Source organism: Metabacillus sp. 113a, assembly GCF_050107635.1.
GTDB lineage: Bacteria > Bacillota > Bacilli > Bacillales > Bacillaceae > Metabacillus_B.
The window spans coordinates 128,984-146,153 of record NZ_JBNILJ010000001.1 but is presented as its reverse complement, the minus strand read 5'-3'; the positions used below and the strand labels follow the sequence as shown (position 1 = coordinate 146,153).

Sequence of the window (17,170 nt, the reverse complement as noted above, 5' to 3'; positions counted from 1 at the left end):
GCGATTCTTCCAAAAGATAAAAGGGCTGACACCCAGGTCAGGTTTAATCTGCCTGGGTGCAGCCTTTTTTCATGTAATCGATTCTCTTATGCGGACCGCCTTTTCCGGATAATCGGTGAAAAAGGCGGATGCTCCCCATTCAAACAGCGTTCTCATTTCCTCTTCGTCATTTACGGTAAAAGGTCTGACGGCCACACTGTTTTCCCGTGCCTGATTGATTAATTCGTTTTTTACCGTTCGCATCAGCGGATGGATGGCCCTTGCACCGGCCCTCCTCGCGTAGTCATAAGGTTTATAAATACCATCTGAATACAGCAGTGCCGTTTCAATAACCGGATCCGTTTTAAGCGCCTGGACCATACTGGAATGATTGAAGGATGACAAAATAATCCGCTCGGATAACTTGTGTTCCTTTACGAGCTGGATCACAATTTCTTCAATATTTGAGTATTCAATCATGTTATTTTTAAGCTCAATGTTGATAATAAACGGCTTTTCACTTTCACAAGCCCATTTTAGTACGTCTTTTAGCAACGGTATAGGAGCCTCTTCATTAAATAACCGGCCGGCATTCAGACGAATTAACTCTTCAGCAAGATGGTCCTTTACATAACCGGTTCCATTCGTAGTCCGATTCACCGTTTCATCGTGAATGACAACCGGAATTTGATCCTTGCTTAAATGGACATCCAGCTCGATTCCGTCCGCTCCGGCATGAATGGCTTCTTTAAAAGAAATCATTGTATTTTCCGGGCTCGTTCCCGCTGCCCCTCTATGTCCGAAAATCATCGTCATGACGTCACCTGCTTTCGAATTAGTCTAATCCTTATTCTATACCACATATTCCTTAATTAAAAAACGCCGGACTTGTCCATTAAAATGAATGGACTGCCCAGCTCGTACTTCAGTTTTTCGTATAGCTTACTTTGCTTTTGTCATTCTGGAGCATGTACCCTCCACCCAGGTTCAGCAATCTTCCTTCTGTGCCGAAGACGCGGTAGCGCTGACCTTTATTCAGCATGATGGAGGGGCTGTCTTTCTTCGCATCTTAAGGTCGGTTTTTAATGTGACCATTCCTTCATAATACCGGGTACTGGAGGCCGTCTTTATATAGTAGCGTTCTTCCACTCTGTATCCTTTATTGTCTTTTCCGTACACTTTTATTAATTCTCCTCTTTTCAATGTCCGGAAAACGATCCGTTGGGAGCATACATCTTCACGTCGCCTTTTATTAGCAGTTTGCCATTGTAAATAAAAATCCTTCTTTCGACCCTCGCAAAATAAGGACCACCTGTGTTAACCCACTCTGTATTTCTTCAAATCTCAGTTATCTAAGAGGATTGAGTTTTTGGCTTCACTTCTCATTTCATTAATCAGGCTTGCGGTTTTTCGTTAGTCTGCTTGAATGAGTCGGAGTAATAGTCATAATCCATAATAAAGGTATGTATATCCGTCGTTTCCATGAGGCGCATTTTGACGATGGATTCTGCCGTTTCAGACTGGGCAGCTGCAGGAAAGGCAGAAGGGATAGCAATCGCACTTAGGACTACAGCAGAAGCGAGAGACAAGTTAAGCCAGTTTCCAGGGACTTTCGATTTTTTCATGGGTACTCTTCCGAAAAGTTTTTTATGCTGCTGACGGTGAGCCTGGTGATGTTCCCTTCTGATGCCCTTTGAATGCAAGGGCTGCTTTTTTCAGTCTCTGCTGGATCGAACGCCTGATTCTTCTGCTCATGGCCCGCACCTTCCTATGTTTGATGATTGGTGACACGTTACTCCATATACTAAATTGGAATTGTAAAGCTGTTCATCCCTTTTTGTTTATTTTTTGTAAATTATGTAAAACAGGAAGGAAGCAGCGGGTATTTTGCGGGAGAAAAAGTGGTTTTCTTAAAATTCCTTGGTCAATATTAATGAAATGCTGTCAGGTGGATAGGCTTCTGCCGGATAGAGAGAGACCTGATACACTGCTTCATCTGAGCGGGTGAGCCGAGGCTGGTGCCGGAGAAGAAACGGTCCATAAAAAAACACCCGCAGCAACGGGCGTTCTTCTCACCTATTCTAACCCTTTCAGCTGGCCATATGCTCCAAACGAAGCTTATCGGCAACCATGGCGATAAATTCGGAATTCGTCGGTTTTGCTTTTGTCATGCTGACGGTGTAGCCGAACAGCGAAGAGATGGATTCAATGTTCCCGCGGCTCCAGGCTACTTCAATCGCATGGCGGATCGCTCGCTCTACACGGCTTGCGGTCGTGTTGTACTTCTTAGCAATGTCCGGGTATAGAACCTTCGTAATGGACCCGAGCAGCTCAATGTCATTATAGACCATTGAAATAGCCTCACGCAGGTAAAGATATCCCTTAATGTGGGCAGGCACTCCAATTTCATGGATAATGCTTGTAATGTTGGCGTCAAGGTTTCTGGATTTATTTTCAGGTTTAGAGCTGAGGATGGAGTTGGATGACCTTTTCATGACCGGTGATGCATTCCCGCTGACCTGACGGATGTGGCTCGCGAGGTTTTCCATATCGAACGGCTTGAGAATAAAATAAGAGGCACCAAGATCTACAGCTTTCTTTGTTACATCTTCCTGCCCGAATGCCGTCAGCATGATAACGTTTGGCTGCTTTTCCAGGTTCAGATCTCTAAGCTTTTCCAGCACAGCAAGCCCGTCGAGATGAGGCATGATGATATCAAGCACCAATACGTCTGGTTTCTTTTCTTCCAGCATTTGCAGACATTCCTGGCCATTATACGCCACACCCTGCACTTCCATATCATTCTGGCTTGAAATGTATTCCTCAAGAAGCCCCACTAACTCACGATTATCATCTACGATACACACTTTGATTTTATTCACCAGTTTTCCTCCTCAGTCTTCAATCACCAAAATAGTGTTGGTCATGTAAAAGAAGTTTTCGACAATCGTGAATAAAACCCTCTAAATTTTTGAAAAAAATTCAAAATTTAAATATATCTCTGTTTTTCTTCATTTTACTCACAATTTCGACTATAAATGCAATTTGACATTTAAATTTTCTGACAATGATGTCGAAAAATCTTTCTATGGATATTGTAACCAATATTCAGGGATAAATAAAGGGAATTTTACATCATTGGCTAAGGTTTGTCTGAAAGAATGATTTAATAATGCGGCCCAGCGCGGATTGGGACTCATTCTTATGAGGAGAGCCGCTTTAAACAGCCTTCACTGACCCTCACTCTATAAACGACTGCTCCGGTACCTGCCCAGCTGTTCACGGTCAGGCAAGGCTTAAATGCGTCAAGTCTCTGTAACCGGCTCCTTTATAGCAGAAAAGCACCGGCACCGCTTGCTGCAAATCAAACAAAAACCGCCGGCTTAACCGGCGGTTCTTAACTCGCTGCTCTTTTCTGCTCTTTATCATACAATTCAATTCCCGCTTCGTTCAGCATCCACTCAATATGGACCCCGTAGCCTGAAGTTGGGTCATTGACAAATACGTGAGTGACGGCTCCGATGACCTTTCCATTTTGAATGATCGGGCTTCCGCTCATTCCCTGGACTATACCGCCGGTTTTATCCAGGAGCCTTTTATCTGTCACTTTAATGACGAGTCCTTTTGTTGCAGGAAATTTTTGTGGAATCGTGCTGACAATGTTCACATCAAATTCCTCTACCTTGTCATCCTCTACAACCGTTAGAATTTTTGCCGGCCCTTCTTTTACTTCATAGGACAGAGCGACAGGCAAAGGCTGGTCAGATACGCCATTCGCCATGCCCTGATTGAGCTTTCCAAAGATGCCAAACGGGCTGTTCCGTGAAATATCTCCCACAATCACCCGGTCATTTGAGAATCGTGCCAGTTTTTCTCCAGGGTTGCCGTTGCTTCCTTTTTCAATCGATGTGACCGTAGATCTCATGACTTCGCCATCATGGACGACGATTGGCTTTTTCGTATCCATATCCGATATAACGTGGCCAAGAGCCCCGTATTTTTTGGAATTCGGTTCAATAAATGTCATCGTTCCTATGCCGGCAGCCGAGTCGCGGATGTATAATCCAATCCTGTATGCCTCGTCATTAACATCTTTTAACGGATACAGCTTTGCTTTATGGGAACGGCCGTTTCTGAAAATGACAAGGTCCAGGGGCTTCCCGGTCTTTCCGGAAGATTGAATAAACGGGGTTACATCATTCATTTTTTCTATTTTCGTTCCGTCGATTTCCGTTATGATATCTCCTACTTCAATACCTGCCAGTTCTCCAGGTGACTGTTTCCCTTTTTGAGTATTAACTTGATGATGTCCGACGACCAGCACTCCAAGGGTGTTAAGCTTTACACCAATGGACTGTCCCCCCGGAATCACTTTTAAATCAGGGATCACGCGCACTTCGGTTTTTTTCAGCGGCAGTCCGCCCCATTCAAATACAACATTTGATTCCCCTGCTTTTTTACCTTCCAGGTTAATTTCAGAATCCGTTTGCTCTATACTGAATGCTTCTGTATGAGAATCAGCTGACGCTGGTATCGCTGAAGCAAGGCTTGCTGTTTGAGATTCAAAAATCGTAACGGTTTTAGGGAGCTGAATGTATTCTTTCACAGGTTTGAGAAACCCTATGCTTATCAAAGATACAAGGAGAATTACACCAATTATTTTTCTTGCTTTTTCTAATAACACACTTCCACTCTCCTCGCTCCTTACCCACACCACAGGTGGCTACACTCATTACTTTTGCCTTCATAGAGCTTGTTTATAACTTGCGAAGCGAGAAAAAATTGATTAAAACGAGGGTTTTATGGGAATTATATGGATTTTTAGAAGGAGAATAAATCGCTTAAGCTGAATGAAGGCCTCCGCGCCGATGGCAAAAAAAATGCCATGGATTAACCGGCCATGGCATTTTGAATTATTTTCGCTCTTTTAGGCAATTGCAGCAGACAGGCGGTGAGCGAGCTTCCTGCTTCGCCACTGGGGCTCTCCCCTGTCCCGCTGTACTTAGCTCAGGGTCTCATGCTTCCACTCCAACCAAAGGGCGTAAAATGTAACCAAGCCTTACTTTTTGGAGGAGCTTGCAAGGGAGAGCAGTTCTTTAGCATGCTCTTTTGTTAAGTTTGTTACCTCTACACCGGCAATCATGCGGCCGATTTCTTTAATTTTCTCCTCTTCTGTAAGCGGCTTGACGCTTGTTTTGGTCCGACCTTTCTTCGTTTCCTTGGAAATGAAGAGATGGGTATCTGCCATTGCCGCTACTTGCGGGAGATGTGTGATGCACAATACTTGGGATCCTGCGGACACGCGGTAGATTTTTTCGGCAATGGACTGGGCAACGCGTCCGCTTACTCCCGTATCCACTTCATCGAAAATGATGGACGTGACGCCTTGATGTCTGGAAAAAATGCTTTTCATCGCCAGCATAATCCGTGACAATTCACCGCCGGAGGCTGTCTTGGAGAGGGGCTTGAGCGGTTCTCCCGGATTGGTGGAGATGTAAAACTCAGTAAAGTCCGCTCCATCCAAAGTGAATTTAACGGTCTCACCATCCAGTTCGGGGTCATCCTTCCCCCCTTGTCTTCGGCTGAATATAACATCAAACGAGGACTTATCCATATACAGCTCCTTCAGTTCCCGGCGTATATCTGAAGAAAGCTTCTTAGCGGCCTGCTTCCGGACAGCGGTCAAATTCTCCGCCTCAACCTTCATATCCATGAACAATGAAGACAGTTCAGACTTCATTTTATCCACATGGCTATCCCTGTTTTGGAGCGTTTCGATTTCTTCTTCAATTTTCGCAGAATACGTCAGAATTTCCTCTACCGAGCTGCCGTATTTTCTTTTCAGGTGGCTGATTTCATTTAACCGGCCCTCTATAAAATTGAGACGCTCCGGATCGTATTCAAGTTCATCAAGATGTGAACGGAGCTGATAGGAAAGGTCCTCTAAAATATAAAAACTGTTGGACATGCTCTCAGACATATTCTTGAGATCTTCATTAATGGCTGCAACCTCTTCCAGACTGCTCATGGCAAGGCCCGTCCAATCCAATCCCTTTTGTTCCCCATTCAGCGCATTGTAGGCATTTTGCAGAGCCTCAAATATTTTTTCGAAATTGGCAATTTCACTGCGTTCTTCCTGGAGCTTAACGTCTTCATCCGGCGTCAGTCCTGCCTCCTCAATTTCATTCAGCTGAAATTGGATAAGATCAAGGCGGTGGGCAATTTCCTGTTCATTGTTGCTGAGCTGCTTGATTTTTTTCTTTAAAGCCGAATAGTTTACAAACAGCTCCCGATACGCTTCAAGTGCCGGGATGATTTTTTCGGAGCCAAACTGATCCAGGAGAGGCTGATGATGCTCTTCATTCATCAGCTCCTGATTATCATGCTGCCCGTGAATATCAATCAGCATTCTGCCTACTTCTCTTAAGATGGCTATGGTTACAAGCTTCCCATTGATCCGGCATACGCTTTTGCCGGTTGAGGAAATGTCCCGGCGCAGCACGACCATCCCATCAGAGACGTCTATTCCAAATTCAGTGCACTTCTCATAGCAGGCATGCTGATCGTTATCCAGCAGAAATAAGCCTTCCAGCTCTGCTTTGTTTTCTCCGTACCGGACAAACTCAGAGGAACCGCGTCCTCCAGCGAGCAAATGGATGGCATCAATAATAATGGATTTACCGGCTCCTGTTTCTCCGGTTAAAACGGTCAATCCTTTTTCAAAAGATATGGTGATGGACTCAATTATGGCAAAGTTTTTAATCGTCAATTCCGCTAGCAAGACAGAATTCACCTCGACTTTTTATTTGGCTCAATTGCCTTTAGATCAAGCATCATTCTATGGACAGCATGACGCAGCTCCATTTTTTCTGCTGTTAATGGTTACAGCATATCAAGGAACCGGTTGGTGATTTCTTCTGTGACTTCCGGTGACCTGCAGATGATGAGGATGGTGTCATCCCCGCAAATAGTCCCCAGAATATCATCCCAATCCAGGTTATCAATGAGGGCGCCGATCGCATTGGCATTCCCAGGCAATGTTTTTATAACAATCATGTGACCGGCGGAATTAACCTTTACGAAAGCATCGATTAGCGCACGCTTCAGCTTAGCCAGAGGATTAAAGCGCTGATCAGCAGGCAGGCTGTATTTGTAGCGGCCATCAATCATCGGCACTTTAACAAGATGCAGCTCTTTGATATCTCTTGAAACTGTGGCCTGTGTGACGTTATAGCCTGCGCTTTTCAAATGGTCCACCAGATCATCCTGAGTTTCAATCTCATCATGTGTTATGATTTCTCGGATTTTTATGTGTCTCTGCCCTTTATTCATGCGGCACCCCTTACTGTCTTTATCGCCATCTTGTGTTTATACCCTACATGTTAAATGAAAGGATAATAAAAGTACATCCTTTTGCCAAACGAAGCAGTCAGGCATGTTTCTATGTATGTTTTTTCCATTTCGGTTTTTCTTATCCGCCAGCTTGCGGCAGAATTTATGTAAAAACGGAATGAAACAACGTTTCATTCCGCTTCCGGCAAGGCCTTGGATTTTAATCCTTCATGAGCCTTTTTAACAACTTCTGCTGTCAGGACCGGAAGAATCACCTTTCCCTGATTATCATTCCCAGTCCAGCGGAGGTGCAATAGAAACTCGATGTTTCCATCTCCTCCGGTTATAGGCGAGAAAGAAAGATTCAAGCAATCGAAGCCTTCTTTTACTGCAAAATCAATCATTCCGGAAACGACCCGTTCATGCACGGCCGGGTCCCTGACGATGCCTTTTTTGCCTACCTGGTCCCTGCCGGCTTCAAATTGCGGCTTCACAAGCGCCAGGCAGTCTCCGCCAGGAACAAGAATCTTTTTTAATGCCGGCAAGATAAGCTTGAGGGAAATAAATGAAACATCAATTGTTGCAAGCTCCGGCAACCCTTCCTGAAAATCAGCCGGCTCTGAGTAGCGGAAATTTGTCCGCTCCATAACAATGACTCTTGGGTCCTGTCTCAGCTTCCAGGCAAGCTGATTATAGCCGACATCCACAGCATAGGATTTTATTGCCCCGTTTTGAAGCGCGCAATCGGTGAATCCCCCTGTGGATGATCCTATATCAATCAGAATTTTGCCCTCAGCTTCTACATCAAATTCCCTGAGGGCCTTCTCAAGCTTGAGTCCGCCACGGCTGACGTATGGAAGTACATTTCCTTTTATCGTGAGCGGCAAATCCCTATCCACTTTTTCACCGGGTTTATCCAATCTCATTTCATTGGCAAAAACAATCCCGGCCATGACCGCTCTTTTTGCTTTTTCCCTCGTCTCAATCAAGCCTTTTTCGACGAGGAGTATATCCAATCGTTCTTTTTTGCTCATTATTAGGCCCTTTTTTCTTTAAGTGGTGTAATTTTCTTAATAGCAGCAATCGTGTGCTCGGTTGTCATGCCGATTTCATTCAAGAGCTTAGATACGCTTCCGTGCTCGATAAAGCGGTCTGGAATTCCCATTCTTTCAATAACTGCATGGTGGTAATGCTGCTCATGCGCATATTCCAGCACAGCACTTCCAAATCCGCCTTGCAGAACAGCCTCTTCTATTGTAAGAATCGGAATGTCTTTTCGGAGGAGTCCGCTCAGCATATTATCATCCAGCGGCTTGATAAACCGGGCATTGACTACTTTCACTGAAATGTCTTGCTTTTCCAGAACTTCAGCAGCCTCCAGAGCCATTCCAATGGTAGTGCCGAACGTCAGGATGGCAGCATCGGTACCTTCTCTGAGAACTTCCCAGGAACCGATCGGAATCTGTTTCAATTCTTCATCCATCTTAACACCCAGACCGTTGCCGCGGGGGTAGCGCATAGCAATTGGACCATCATCATACTTCAGCGCTGTATGAACCATGTGCTGGCCTTCATTTTCATCTTTAGGCATCATGAGCACCATATTTGGCAGATGTCTCATGAAGGCGATGTCAAACACGCCCTGGTGCGTTTCTCCATCGGCACCGACCAGACCCGCCCTGTCAATTCCGAAAAAGACGTTTAAGTTCTGACGGCACACATCATGCACAACCTGATCATACGCCCGCTGCAGGAATGTAGAATAAATCGCCAGGAAAGGCTTCATGTTCTGAGTTGCAAGACCGGCAGCCATTGTCGTGGCATGCTGTTCTGCAATTCCAACATCATACATGCGTTCCGGAAATTCTTCTGCAAATCCGAGCAGCTTGGAGCCAACAGGCATAGCTGGGGTCACGGCAACGACGCGGCTGTCCTCTCTTGCGATTTTGCGGACCGTTTCACTCACAAGCCCGCTCCAGGACGGAGCAGAGATTACAGGTTTGACAAAGTCGCCTGTTTCAATTTTATAAGCAGGGGTTCCGTGCCAATTGCCCAGTTTATCGGCTTCTGCTGGTTCATAGCCTTTCCCTTTCTTCGTAATCACGTGCATGAGAACCGGACCTTTTGTTTTTTTGGCATAACGCAGATTTTCCAGCAAATCCTCATAATTATGGCCGTCGATTGGCCCAAGGTACGTAAACCCAAGCTCCTCGAAAAACACACCGGATACAAGTAAATACTTCAGGGAATCTTTAATCCGTTCAGCTGTTGAAGCAAGTGCTCCCCCAACGGCAGGAATCCGCTTAAGCAAAAGCTCAAGCTCATCTTTCGCCCATTGGTACTTGCCGGCTGTCCGCAGTCTGCCAAGTACGTTATGAAGCGCTCCAACGTTCGGGGCGATGGACATTTCATTATCATTCAGGATGACAATCATATCTTTCTGCTCATGCCCGATGTGATTTAGTGCTTCAAGCGCCATACCGCCTGTTAGTGCACCGTCCCCTATAATCGGGATGATGACATCGTCTGTCTTTTTCAGATCCCTGGCAAGCACCATTCCCATCGCTGCGGAGAGTGAAGTTGAGCTGTGCCCTGTTTCCCAGACGTCATGCTCGCTTTCGCTTCTTTTCGGAAAACCGCAAAGCCCCTGATACTGGCGCAGCGTGTCAAACTCCCCTGCACGCCCGGTTAATATTTTATGAACATAGGATTGATGGCCGACATCCCATAGAAATTTATCCTTGGGACTGTCAAACACTTTATGCAAGGCAACTGTCAGTTCTACAACCCCAAGGTTGGGACCGATATGGCCTCCTGTAGCGGCCAATTTCTCAATTAGAAATTCTCTGATCTCCCCGCTTAATTTCTCAAGCTCGTTTGTTGAAAGCTTTTTCAGGAACCTTGGATTTTTAATGGATAATAGATCCAATTGGATCACTCACTTTCGGTGGTTTCTATATGGATGCGTATTTTAATTCTTTATCCTATTTTCTCCATGTTAAACTACTTTTACCGGATTGAACATGTTTTGCAGCCATGAACCATTTTACCAATGTGCAGGCTGGAATCAATGGTTCATCCATCCAAGAGGGCTGCAGGAAAACAAAAACCGCTAGCACTATTGTGGTAACGGCTGCTGAGGATCATTATGAAGTCCCAAACAACCCGATTAGTTTAGGACATTATAGCACAAAATTTACTAGCAGGCTCATTTTCCTATTTCTCAGGAATCTCTAAGCGCGACAAGATCGGTTAGATCCTGCAGAAAAGTCCCGTGCAGATCAAGCTCCTGCAGAGCATTTTTTGCCAGAGCAATATGGCTGTCCAATTTATCCTTGGCGCCATCAAGAGTCAGCAGGGAAGGATACGTCGTCTTTTGATTTTCCGTATCAGATCCGACTGGCTTGCCTATTTTTTCCACTGTTCCTTCAATATCCAGAATATCATCTCTGATTTGAAAAGCGATGCCGATATGCTGCCCAAAACCCCGTATTTTTTCTATTTTTTCTTTGTCCGCTCTGGCGATTATGGCTCCGGCTACAAGACTGAACGTCAGCAGCTTCGCGGTTTTATGTGTATGTATGTACTCGAGCTCGCTTAAGGAAAGAGATTTTGCTTCACCTTCCATATCCGCAGCCTGTCCGCCTGCCATACCCTCGGCGCCGGACGCATGAACAAGCTCGGCTACAAGCAGGATTTTTTGTTCGGGGCTGATTGAATCCCCTGCGATTAATGCCTGAAAGCTATGGGTAAGCAGGCCGTCCCCCGCCAGTACCGCCATAGCTTCTCCAAACATTTTATGATTGGTCGGCTTTCCGCGTCTAAGGTCATCGTCGTCCATGCATGGAAGGTCATCATGGATGAGAGAATACGTATGAATCATCTCCACTGCACAGGCAGCAGGCATACCTGGATCCTCTTCTTTTCCAAACGCATGGAGAGTGGCTAACACAAGAATCGGCCGCAGCCTCTTCCCCCCCGCATTCAAGGAATAAAGCATGGACTCTTTAAGATGAGAAGGAGCTTCCAGACTTCCAATCAGAACCGGAAGCTCCTTTTCAATCCGTTCTTTTCTGCTTTTCATAAAATCCTTAAACAATTCCGGCAAGTTATTCTTCCTCCTGAATTTCGAAAGGCTCCAATTCTCCGCCTTCACGAAGGATATAATCCATCTGTTTTTCTACACGCTGAAGCTTGTCATGGCACAGCTTGGACAATTTCATTCCATCCTGAAAAAAATTGATCGCCTGCTCTAAGGGAACATCTCCCTGTTCAAGCTTTCCCACTATTTCTTCAAGCTGTTCCATCGCTTCTTCAAATGTCACTTCTTCCTGATTCCTTTGTTGGCTCATTTGTTTCCTCCACCTTCTCTATGACTTCGCAAAATAGGGTACCATCCTGAAGTCTGACCGTTACTTTTTCTCCTTCGGCTGTTCCGCTAATCGATTTAACGAGCTGATCTTCCTTATAAACGAGACTATACCCGCGCTCCATAATACTCAAGGGATTAAGAGCATTAAGTTTTTCAAGGGCATGCTGAAACTCCCGCTGTTTTTCAGTCAGGGACTGTGTCATTTCTCTCGTCAATGCTTTTACTGCCTGTTCGTGCCTCCGCATGGCAGCGGTAGCCTGGGTTTTAGGATGAACTCTCAGCAAGCGGTTTTCCTTATTCCGGAAAAGATCCTTCTTATAGGTTAAGGCCCGCAGCATTTCCCGCTGAAGGTCCTCAACTAAATCGTCAAGCTGCTGTTCTTTTTGCTCATACAGCTGCTTTGGGTAGCGGAAGGCATATGATCTTTTAAAAGCTTTCAGCCGTTCTTTGTCCCTCGTAACTCTCTCCTGCATCGCTCTCATCAGCCGGGCTTTCCGTTCCGCTGCTCTCTCCAGCAAATCGGCGAAATGGGGTACGGCGAGCTCTGCTGCGCCAGTTGGGGTAGGAGCCCTGAGGTCTGCTGCAAAGTCCGAAATGGTATAATCTGTTTCATGGCCTACAGCAGAAATGATAGGAACCTCTGAATCAAAAATGGCTCTGGCAACCACTTCTTCATTGAATGCCCATAGTTCTTCGATGGATCCGCCGCCCCGCCCTACTATAAGCGTATCGAGAACACCTAGGCGGTTTGCTTTACCGATTGAGCTAGCGACAGATTCCCCTGCACTCAGGCCCTGAACAAGGGCAGGGATAATAATGACTTTGGCGAGCGGGTACCTTCTTTTGATTGTAATGAGGATATCCCGAACAGCCGCTCCTGTAGGGGATGTCACGACTCCGATTGTTTGAGGGAAAGCCGGGATGGGCTTTTTGTATTTTTCGTCAAAAAGCCCTTCCTTTTGAAGCTTTTTCTTAAGTTCCTCATAGGTGAGATACAGGCTGCCGATTCCGTCAGGCTGCATTTCCTTCGCGTAAATCTGATACTGGCCGCTTTGTTCATAAACGCTGATTTCACCGCGGAGAAGCACCTTCATCCCATTTTCAGGACGGAATTTCAAGGCTTTATTTTGACTGGAGAACATTACTCCTAAAATACGGGATTGTTCGTCCTTCAGCGTGAAATACAAATGGCCTCTTGAATGGATCTTCACATTCGAAAGCTCGCCCTTCACCCAAATATCCCTTAAATGCGGGTCCACATCAAACTTCCGTTTAATGTACTTTGTTAAGGCTGTAACGGTTACGTGCCTGATATCACTCAAATCCGCCGCTCCTTTCTTCCGTTCCCGGAGGCATGACGGGTTACGAACGTGTATTTTTTGCTGCTTCAACTGTATTATAGGCAAGCATCGTGATGGTCATAGGACCAACTCCGCCCGGCACCGGGGTAATAAGAGACGCAACTTCCTTCGCCTCATCAAACGCTACATCACCGCATAGCTTGCCATGCTCATTCCTGTTCATACCCACATCAATTACAACCGCACCCGGTTTGATATCGTTCCCAGTTATTAAATTCGCCTTGCCCGCAGCTACTACAAGGATATCTGCCTGCTTCGTAATTGAGGACAAATCTCTTGTTCTGGAGTGGCAATAGGAAACCGTGGCATTTTCCTTCAATAAAAGCTGACCGACTGGTTTCCCGACAATGTTGCTTCTTCCAACGACTACTGCATGCTTTCCTGCAGGATCTACCCCTTTTATGCGAAGCATTTCCATAATGCCTGCAGGTGTGCATGAAAGGAAGCATTTCTGCCCTGTCAGCATTCTCCCCAAATTGACCGGGTGGAATCCATCCACATCTTTTTCTGGAGAAATCTTTTCAATGACAGCAATTTCATCAATATGCTTCGGAAGAGGAAGCTGAACAAGGATTCCATGAAAGCGGCTGTCCTCGTTGTAGCTGTCTATAACTCGCAGAAGGTCCTCTTCAGAAAGGGATTCAGGAAACTGCTCCAGCTTGAAGTCAATTCCTATTTCCTCGGAAGCCTTCCTTTTTCCCTTTATGTAGGATAGGGAGGCAGGGTTGTCCCCGACTAGAATGATTACAAGGCCAGGGGCTACTCCCTCCTCCCTCAATTGTGCCACCTCTTTTGCAAGCTGACTTCTAGTTTGCTTGGCGATCTCTGTTCCGCTGATAATGGAAGCGGTCATCGTACATTCCTCCAGACTGATTACTTAGATTCGATATCTTTTCTGATGTTAGAAAGTACTCCGTTTACAAAGCGGCTTGACTGATCATCACCGAATGCTTTAGCAAGTTCAATTGCCTCATCAATTGAGACTGAGGCCGGAATCTCTTCTTCAAATTTCATCTCATAGACAGCGAGGCGCAAAATGCCCCGATCCACATTAGCCAATCGTTCCAGCTTCCATTTAACCAAATGAGGTCTGATTAATCCGTCGATTTCCTCCAAGTGTCCGACCGTTCCCGTTACAAGATCGCGCGTGAAAGAGTTGACCTCTTCTTCATCAAATGCATGCTGCAGTGCTTCTGCCGGGTCAATCTGGCTGACGTCTATTTGAAATAATGCCTGCAAAGCTTTTTCTCGGGCTGCTCTTCTGTTCATTCTGTTTCTGCTCCTTTTACCATCCGTTTATGTACATTCAGTTATTCCATGTCCATGTCTAGCCAAATCATATCATAATTCTGAACGTGAATCACTTCCAAAATACGTACAAAAGCACAATATCCGAATAAAATCTTTTGTAATCGGTTAAACATTCGGCATTTTACCAGCTGAGGAACAATGAAGGCTGCATTCTCCATCCTCTGTTACTGCGCATAAAAAAAGGAGCCGGCCCTAAGGCCAGCCTCCCGCTGCTTTTCTTTCAGCTTACATTTCCTGATCAATTTCCACTTCAGGTGTTTTTGAGTCGAAAAGAATTCCGACAACATGGACATTGATTTCTGTAATATCAAGGGCCGTCATGGTAATCAGCGCCTGACGGATGTTGTCCTGAATAGACTGTGCAACATTCGGAATAGACACTCCAAATGCCATTGTGCAGTAGATATCGATCGAGATCCCCTCTTCAGAAAGATCCACTTTCACACCTTTGCCGTGATTTTTCTTGCCAAGGCGCTCAGCTACACCGGATGCAAAATTCCCGCGCATATTTCCAACACCTTCTACTTCAGATGCTGCAATGCCGGCAATCACTTCGATAACCTCCGGAGCAATTTCCACTTTTCCAAGGGTACTGTCTTCCTGGTTCATTTCTAACAAGCGATTTTCTTTCATTTCCCGCACCTCCATCAAATTAAGTTTCCATGACCGGATACAATTCAAGAAACTTTGTGTTAAAGTTTCCGCTTTTAAAGGTTTCATGATCGAGCAATTTCAGATGGAAGGGAATCGTTGTTGAAATCCCTTCGATGACAAATTCCGAAAGAGCGCGCTTCATTCGTGCAATTGCTTCTTCCCTTGTTTCCCCATATGTAATCAGCTTGGCAATCATAGAGTCGTAGTATGGAGGAATGGAATAGCCGGGATAAACTGCAGAGTCCACACGAACTCCAAGCCCGCCCGGAGGGAGATACATCTCAATTTTACCAGGTGAAGGCATGAAATTTTTGGCTGGATTCTCCGCATTTATGCGGCACTCGATTGACCATCCATTAAATTCAACGTCTTCCTGTTTCGTACTGAGTTTTTCTCCGGAAGCGACTTTGATCTGCTCTTTGATCAAATCCATTCCGGTCACCATCTCAGTAACTGGATGCTCTACCTGTATTCTTGTGTTCATTTCCATGAAATAATACTTTTGCTCACGGTAATCGTAAATGAACTCAACCGTGCCGGCCCCTGTATAGCGGACTGCCTCTGCCGCTCTCACCGCTGCCTGTCCCATTGCTTCACGGACTTCAGGAGTTAACGCGGGGGAAGGAGATTCCTCGACAAGCTTTTGAAGACGGCGCTGGATGGTGCAGTCCCGTTCTCCAAGGTGAATCGTATTGCCATGGGTATCGGCCATGACCTGAATTTCAACATGGCGGAAGTCTTCGATGAATTTTTCAATGTATACGCCCGGGTTTCCAAAGGCTGTTTCTGCCTCCTGCTGCGTAATCCGAATCCCTTTCTCAAGGTCCTTCTGATCTCTGGCAACACGGATTCCTTTCCCGCCTCCGCCTGCGGTGGCCTTTATAATTACGGGATACCCAATTTCCTCTGCCAGGGAAACCGCTTCTTCCGGATTTTTAATAATACCTTTAGATCCGGGAACGATTGGCACATTCGCCTCCCGCATCGTTTCTCTTGCTACATCCTTCGTTCCCATTTTGGAAATGGCTTCCGGGCTTGGGCCGACAAATGTTACATTGCACTCTCTGCAAAGCTCAGCGAAGTCGGAGTTTTCAGCGAGAAACCCGTAGCCTGGGTGAATCGCATCGGATCCGGTTAAATTGGCAACACTGATGATGTTTGTAAAATTTAAGTAACTGTCTTTTGAAGAAGTCGGTCCGATGCAATACGCTTCATCTGCCAGCTGGACATGCAGGGCATCTCTGTCTGCCTCTGAAAATACCGCAACTGTCTCAATTTCAAGCTCCTTGCACGCTCGGATAATTCTGACAGCGATTTCTCCCCGATTCGCAATGAGTAGCTTCTTAATCATAACGTTCGCTCCTTATTCAGGCTTTACGAGGAAGAGGGGCTGGCCGTACTCTACAAGCTGACCGTTTTCCGCCAGAATTTCCACGATTTCTCCTTTAGTTTCTGCTTCAATTTCGTTAAACAGCTTCATCGCTTCAACAATACATACAACTGTATCGTCTTTTACCTTGGAACCAATTTCAACATAGTTCCCTGTTTCAGGTGAAGAGGCGGCATAGAAGGTTCCGACCATCGGTGAAGTGATCTTCACGAGGCTTTCATCCTGTGCCGGCTCTCCAGCCGGTTTGCTGTCTGTCTTTGGAACTGCCTGCTCTGCTTGCTGCTGTGGTGCAGCCGGTGCAGTCTGCTGCGCCTCTGCGGGAGCTTGAGCATGACTGCTGTAAACCACTTCAGGAGCCGACTTTTTCAATAAAAGCTTGGCCCCTTCATTTTCGTATGTAAATTCGTCAATTGAAGATTGGTCGATTAGCTTGATCAGTTCCCGAATCTCCTGGATTTTCAACATAAACTGGCACCCCTTAATGGAAAGTTACGTGATGATGGCACGTGCATTATCATCTAGTACTAAAAGTAAGTCTCATAAACATCTTACGATACTATGCAAGCTTAATTCAACTATAATTGATTCGCTATACGACTTTGGAAGGATTCATAAAGGAATAACCCTGTACCTATTATAGTCGAACTTACCTGTTTTTGAAACGCTGTCATCATTTGTAATCAGGCTGTCATAATGGCTTTTGATTGGCTGGAAGAGCAAAAATGTGTAAAAACCGCAAGGATTTTCTCCTACAGCACATTTCAGCAGCAT

General features: G+C 45.6%; 16 protein-coding genes. All 16 read right to left on the bottom strand.

What is annotated here, in order from left to right:
• Nucleotides 1-69 precede the first annotated feature (69 nt).
• The 16 genes from ACQCVE_RS00790 to accB all read right to left on the bottom strand — a co-directional run bounded on the left by ACQCVE_RS00790 (nt 70) and on the right by accB (nt 16,864).
• Nucleotides 70-795 (bottom strand): glycerophosphodiester phosphodiesterase, encoded by a 726-nt coding sequence (locus ACQCVE_RS00790; protein ID WP_426861281.1) that lies wholly within the window; start codon nt 793-795, stop codon nt 70-72.
• A gap of 578 nt (nt 796-1,373) precedes the next feature.
• Nucleotides 1,374-1,604 (bottom strand): hypothetical protein, encoded by a 231-nt coding sequence (locus ACQCVE_RS00785; protein ID WP_426861279.1) that lies wholly within the window; start codon nt 1,602-1,604, stop codon nt 1,374-1,376.
• A 465-nt stretch (nt 1,605-2,069) separates the two neighbouring features.
• The gene (gene spo0A / locus ACQCVE_RS00780; protein ID WP_426843847.1) at nt 2,070-2,861 is read right to left on the bottom strand and encodes a sporulation transcription factor Spo0A; all 792 of its coding nucleotides are present in this window, start codon (nt 2,859-2,861) and stop codon (nt 2,070-2,072) included.
• A gap of 515 nt (nt 2,862-3,376) precedes the next feature.
• Complete coding sequence (gene spoIVB / locus ACQCVE_RS00775; protein WP_426861277.1) at nt 3,377-4,663, bottom strand: SpoIVB peptidase; 1,287 nt, start codon at nt 4,661-4,663, stop codon at nt 3,377-3,379.
• A gap of 375 nt (nt 4,664-5,038) precedes the next feature.
• Nucleotides 5,039-6,760, bottom strand: a complete 1,722-nt coding sequence (gene recN / locus ACQCVE_RS00770; RefSeq protein ID WP_426843844.1) for a DNA repair protein RecN — start codon at nt 6,758-6,760, stop codon at nt 5,039-5,041.
• A 101-nt stretch (nt 6,761-6,861) separates the two neighbouring features.
• Nucleotides 6,862-7,311 carry a transcriptional regulator AhrC/ArgR gene (ahrC, locus tag ACQCVE_RS00765; RefSeq protein ID WP_426861275.1) on the bottom strand — a complete coding sequence of 150 codons (450 nt, stop codon included), beginning with the start codon at nt 7,309-7,311 and terminating at the stop codon, nt 6,862-6,864.
• Nucleotides 7,312-7,502: 191 nt separating this feature from the next.
• Nucleotides 7,503-8,348 carry a TlyA family RNA methyltransferase gene (locus tag ACQCVE_RS00760; RefSeq protein ID WP_426844237.1) on the bottom strand — a complete coding sequence of 282 codons (846 nt, stop codon included), beginning with the start codon at nt 8,346-8,348 and terminating at the stop codon, nt 7,503-7,505.
• Nucleotides 8,348-10,240: a 1-deoxy-D-xylulose-5-phosphate synthase gene (gene dxs / locus ACQCVE_RS00755; RefSeq protein WP_426843842.1), complete on the bottom strand. Its 1,893-nt coding sequence runs from the start codon at nt 10,238-10,240 to the stop codon at nt 8,348-8,350. Before dxs ends, ACQCVE_RS00760 begins: the two co-directional genes overlap by 1 nt.
• Nucleotides 10,241-10,534: 294 nt before the next feature.
• Nucleotides 10,535-11,395: a polyprenyl synthetase family protein gene (locus ACQCVE_RS00750; protein ID WP_426861752.1), complete on the bottom strand. Its 861-nt coding sequence runs from the start codon at nt 11,393-11,395 to the stop codon at nt 10,535-10,537.
• A gap of 25 nt (nt 11,396-11,420) precedes the next feature.
• The gene (locus ACQCVE_RS00745; protein WP_426843841.1) at nt 11,421-11,663 is read right to left on the bottom strand and encodes an exodeoxyribonuclease VII small subunit; all 243 of its coding nucleotides are present in this window, start codon (nt 11,661-11,663) and stop codon (nt 11,421-11,423) included.
• A complete protein-coding gene (xseA, locus tag ACQCVE_RS00740; RefSeq protein WP_426861274.1) occupies nt 11,626-13,005 on the bottom strand; it encodes an exodeoxyribonuclease VII large subunit in 1,380 nt (459 codons plus the stop codon). Before xseA ends, ACQCVE_RS00745 begins: the two co-directional genes overlap by 38 nt.
• A gap of 40 nt (nt 13,006-13,045) precedes the next feature.
• The gene (gene folD, locus ACQCVE_RS00735; RefSeq protein WP_426861272.1) at nt 13,046-13,897 is read right to left on the bottom strand and encodes a bifunctional methylenetetrahydrofolate dehydrogenase/methenyltetrahydrofolate cyclohydrolase FolD; all 852 of its coding nucleotides are present in this window, start codon (nt 13,895-13,897) and stop codon (nt 13,046-13,048) included.
• Between the two features lie 20 nt (nt 13,898-13,917).
• Complete coding sequence (gene nusB / locus ACQCVE_RS00730; RefSeq protein ID WP_426843838.1) at nt 13,918-14,313, bottom strand: transcription antitermination factor NusB; 396 nt, start codon at nt 14,311-14,313, stop codon at nt 13,918-13,920.
• A gap of 267 nt (nt 14,314-14,580) precedes the next feature.
• Complete coding sequence (locus ACQCVE_RS00725; RefSeq protein WP_426843837.1) at nt 14,581-14,988, bottom strand: Asp23/Gls24 family envelope stress response protein; 408 nt, start codon at nt 14,986-14,988, stop codon at nt 14,581-14,583.
• A 19-nt stretch (nt 14,989-15,007) separates the two neighbouring features.
• The gene (accC, locus tag ACQCVE_RS00720; protein ID WP_426861270.1) at nt 15,008-16,360 is read right to left on the bottom strand and encodes an acetyl-CoA carboxylase biotin carboxylase subunit; all 1,353 of its coding nucleotides are present in this window, start codon (nt 16,358-16,360) and stop codon (nt 15,008-15,010) included.
• A gap of 12 nt (nt 16,361-16,372) precedes the next feature.
• Nucleotides 16,373-16,864, bottom strand: coding sequence for an acetyl-CoA carboxylase biotin carboxyl carrier protein (gene accB / locus ACQCVE_RS00715; protein WP_426843834.1), 492 nt, complete (start codon nt 16,862-16,864; stop codon nt 16,373-16,375).
• Between the last annotated feature and the right edge of the window lie 306 nt (nt 16,865-17,170).

Bases quoted from the DNA above. Each gene is read 5' to 3' on its own strand.
- ACQCVE_RS00745 (WP_426843841.1), bottom strand. From the start codon at position 11,663: ATGAGCCAACAAAGGAATCAGGAAGAAGTGACATTTGAAGAAGCGATG.
- accB (WP_426843834.1), bottom strand. From the start codon at position 16,864: ATGTTGAAAATCCAGGAGATTCGGGAACTGATCAAGCTAATCGACCAA.
- ACQCVE_RS00790 (WP_426861281.1), bottom strand. From the start codon at position 795: ATGACGATGATTTTCGGACATAGAGGGGCAGCGGGAACGAGCCCGGAA.
- ACQCVE_RS00785 (WP_426861279.1), bottom strand. From the start codon at position 1,604: ATGAAAAAATCGAAAGTCCCTGGAAACTGGCTTAACTTGTCTCTCGCT.
- ACQCVE_RS00725 (WP_426843837.1), bottom strand. From the start codon at position 14,988: ATGAAAGAAAATCGCTTGTTAGAAATGAACCAGGAAGACAGTACCCTT.
- ACQCVE_RS00750 (WP_426861752.1), bottom strand. From the start codon at position 11,395: ATGAAAAGCAGAAAAGAACGGATTGAAAAGGAGCTTCCGGTTCTGATT.
- nusB (WP_426843838.1), bottom strand. From the start codon at position 14,313: ATGAACAGAAGAGCAGCCCGAGAAAAAGCTTTGCAGGCATTATTTCAA.
- folD (WP_426861272.1), bottom strand. From the start codon at position 13,897: ATGACCGCTTCCATTATCAGCGGAACAGAGATCGCCAAGCAAACTAGA.
- accC (WP_426861270.1), bottom strand. From the start codon at position 16,360: ATGATTAAGAAGCTACTCATTGCGAATCGGGGAGAAATCGCTGTCAGA.
- ahrC (WP_426861275.1), bottom strand. From the start codon at position 7,311: ATGAATAAAGGGCAGAGACACATAAAAATCCGAGAAATCATAACACAT.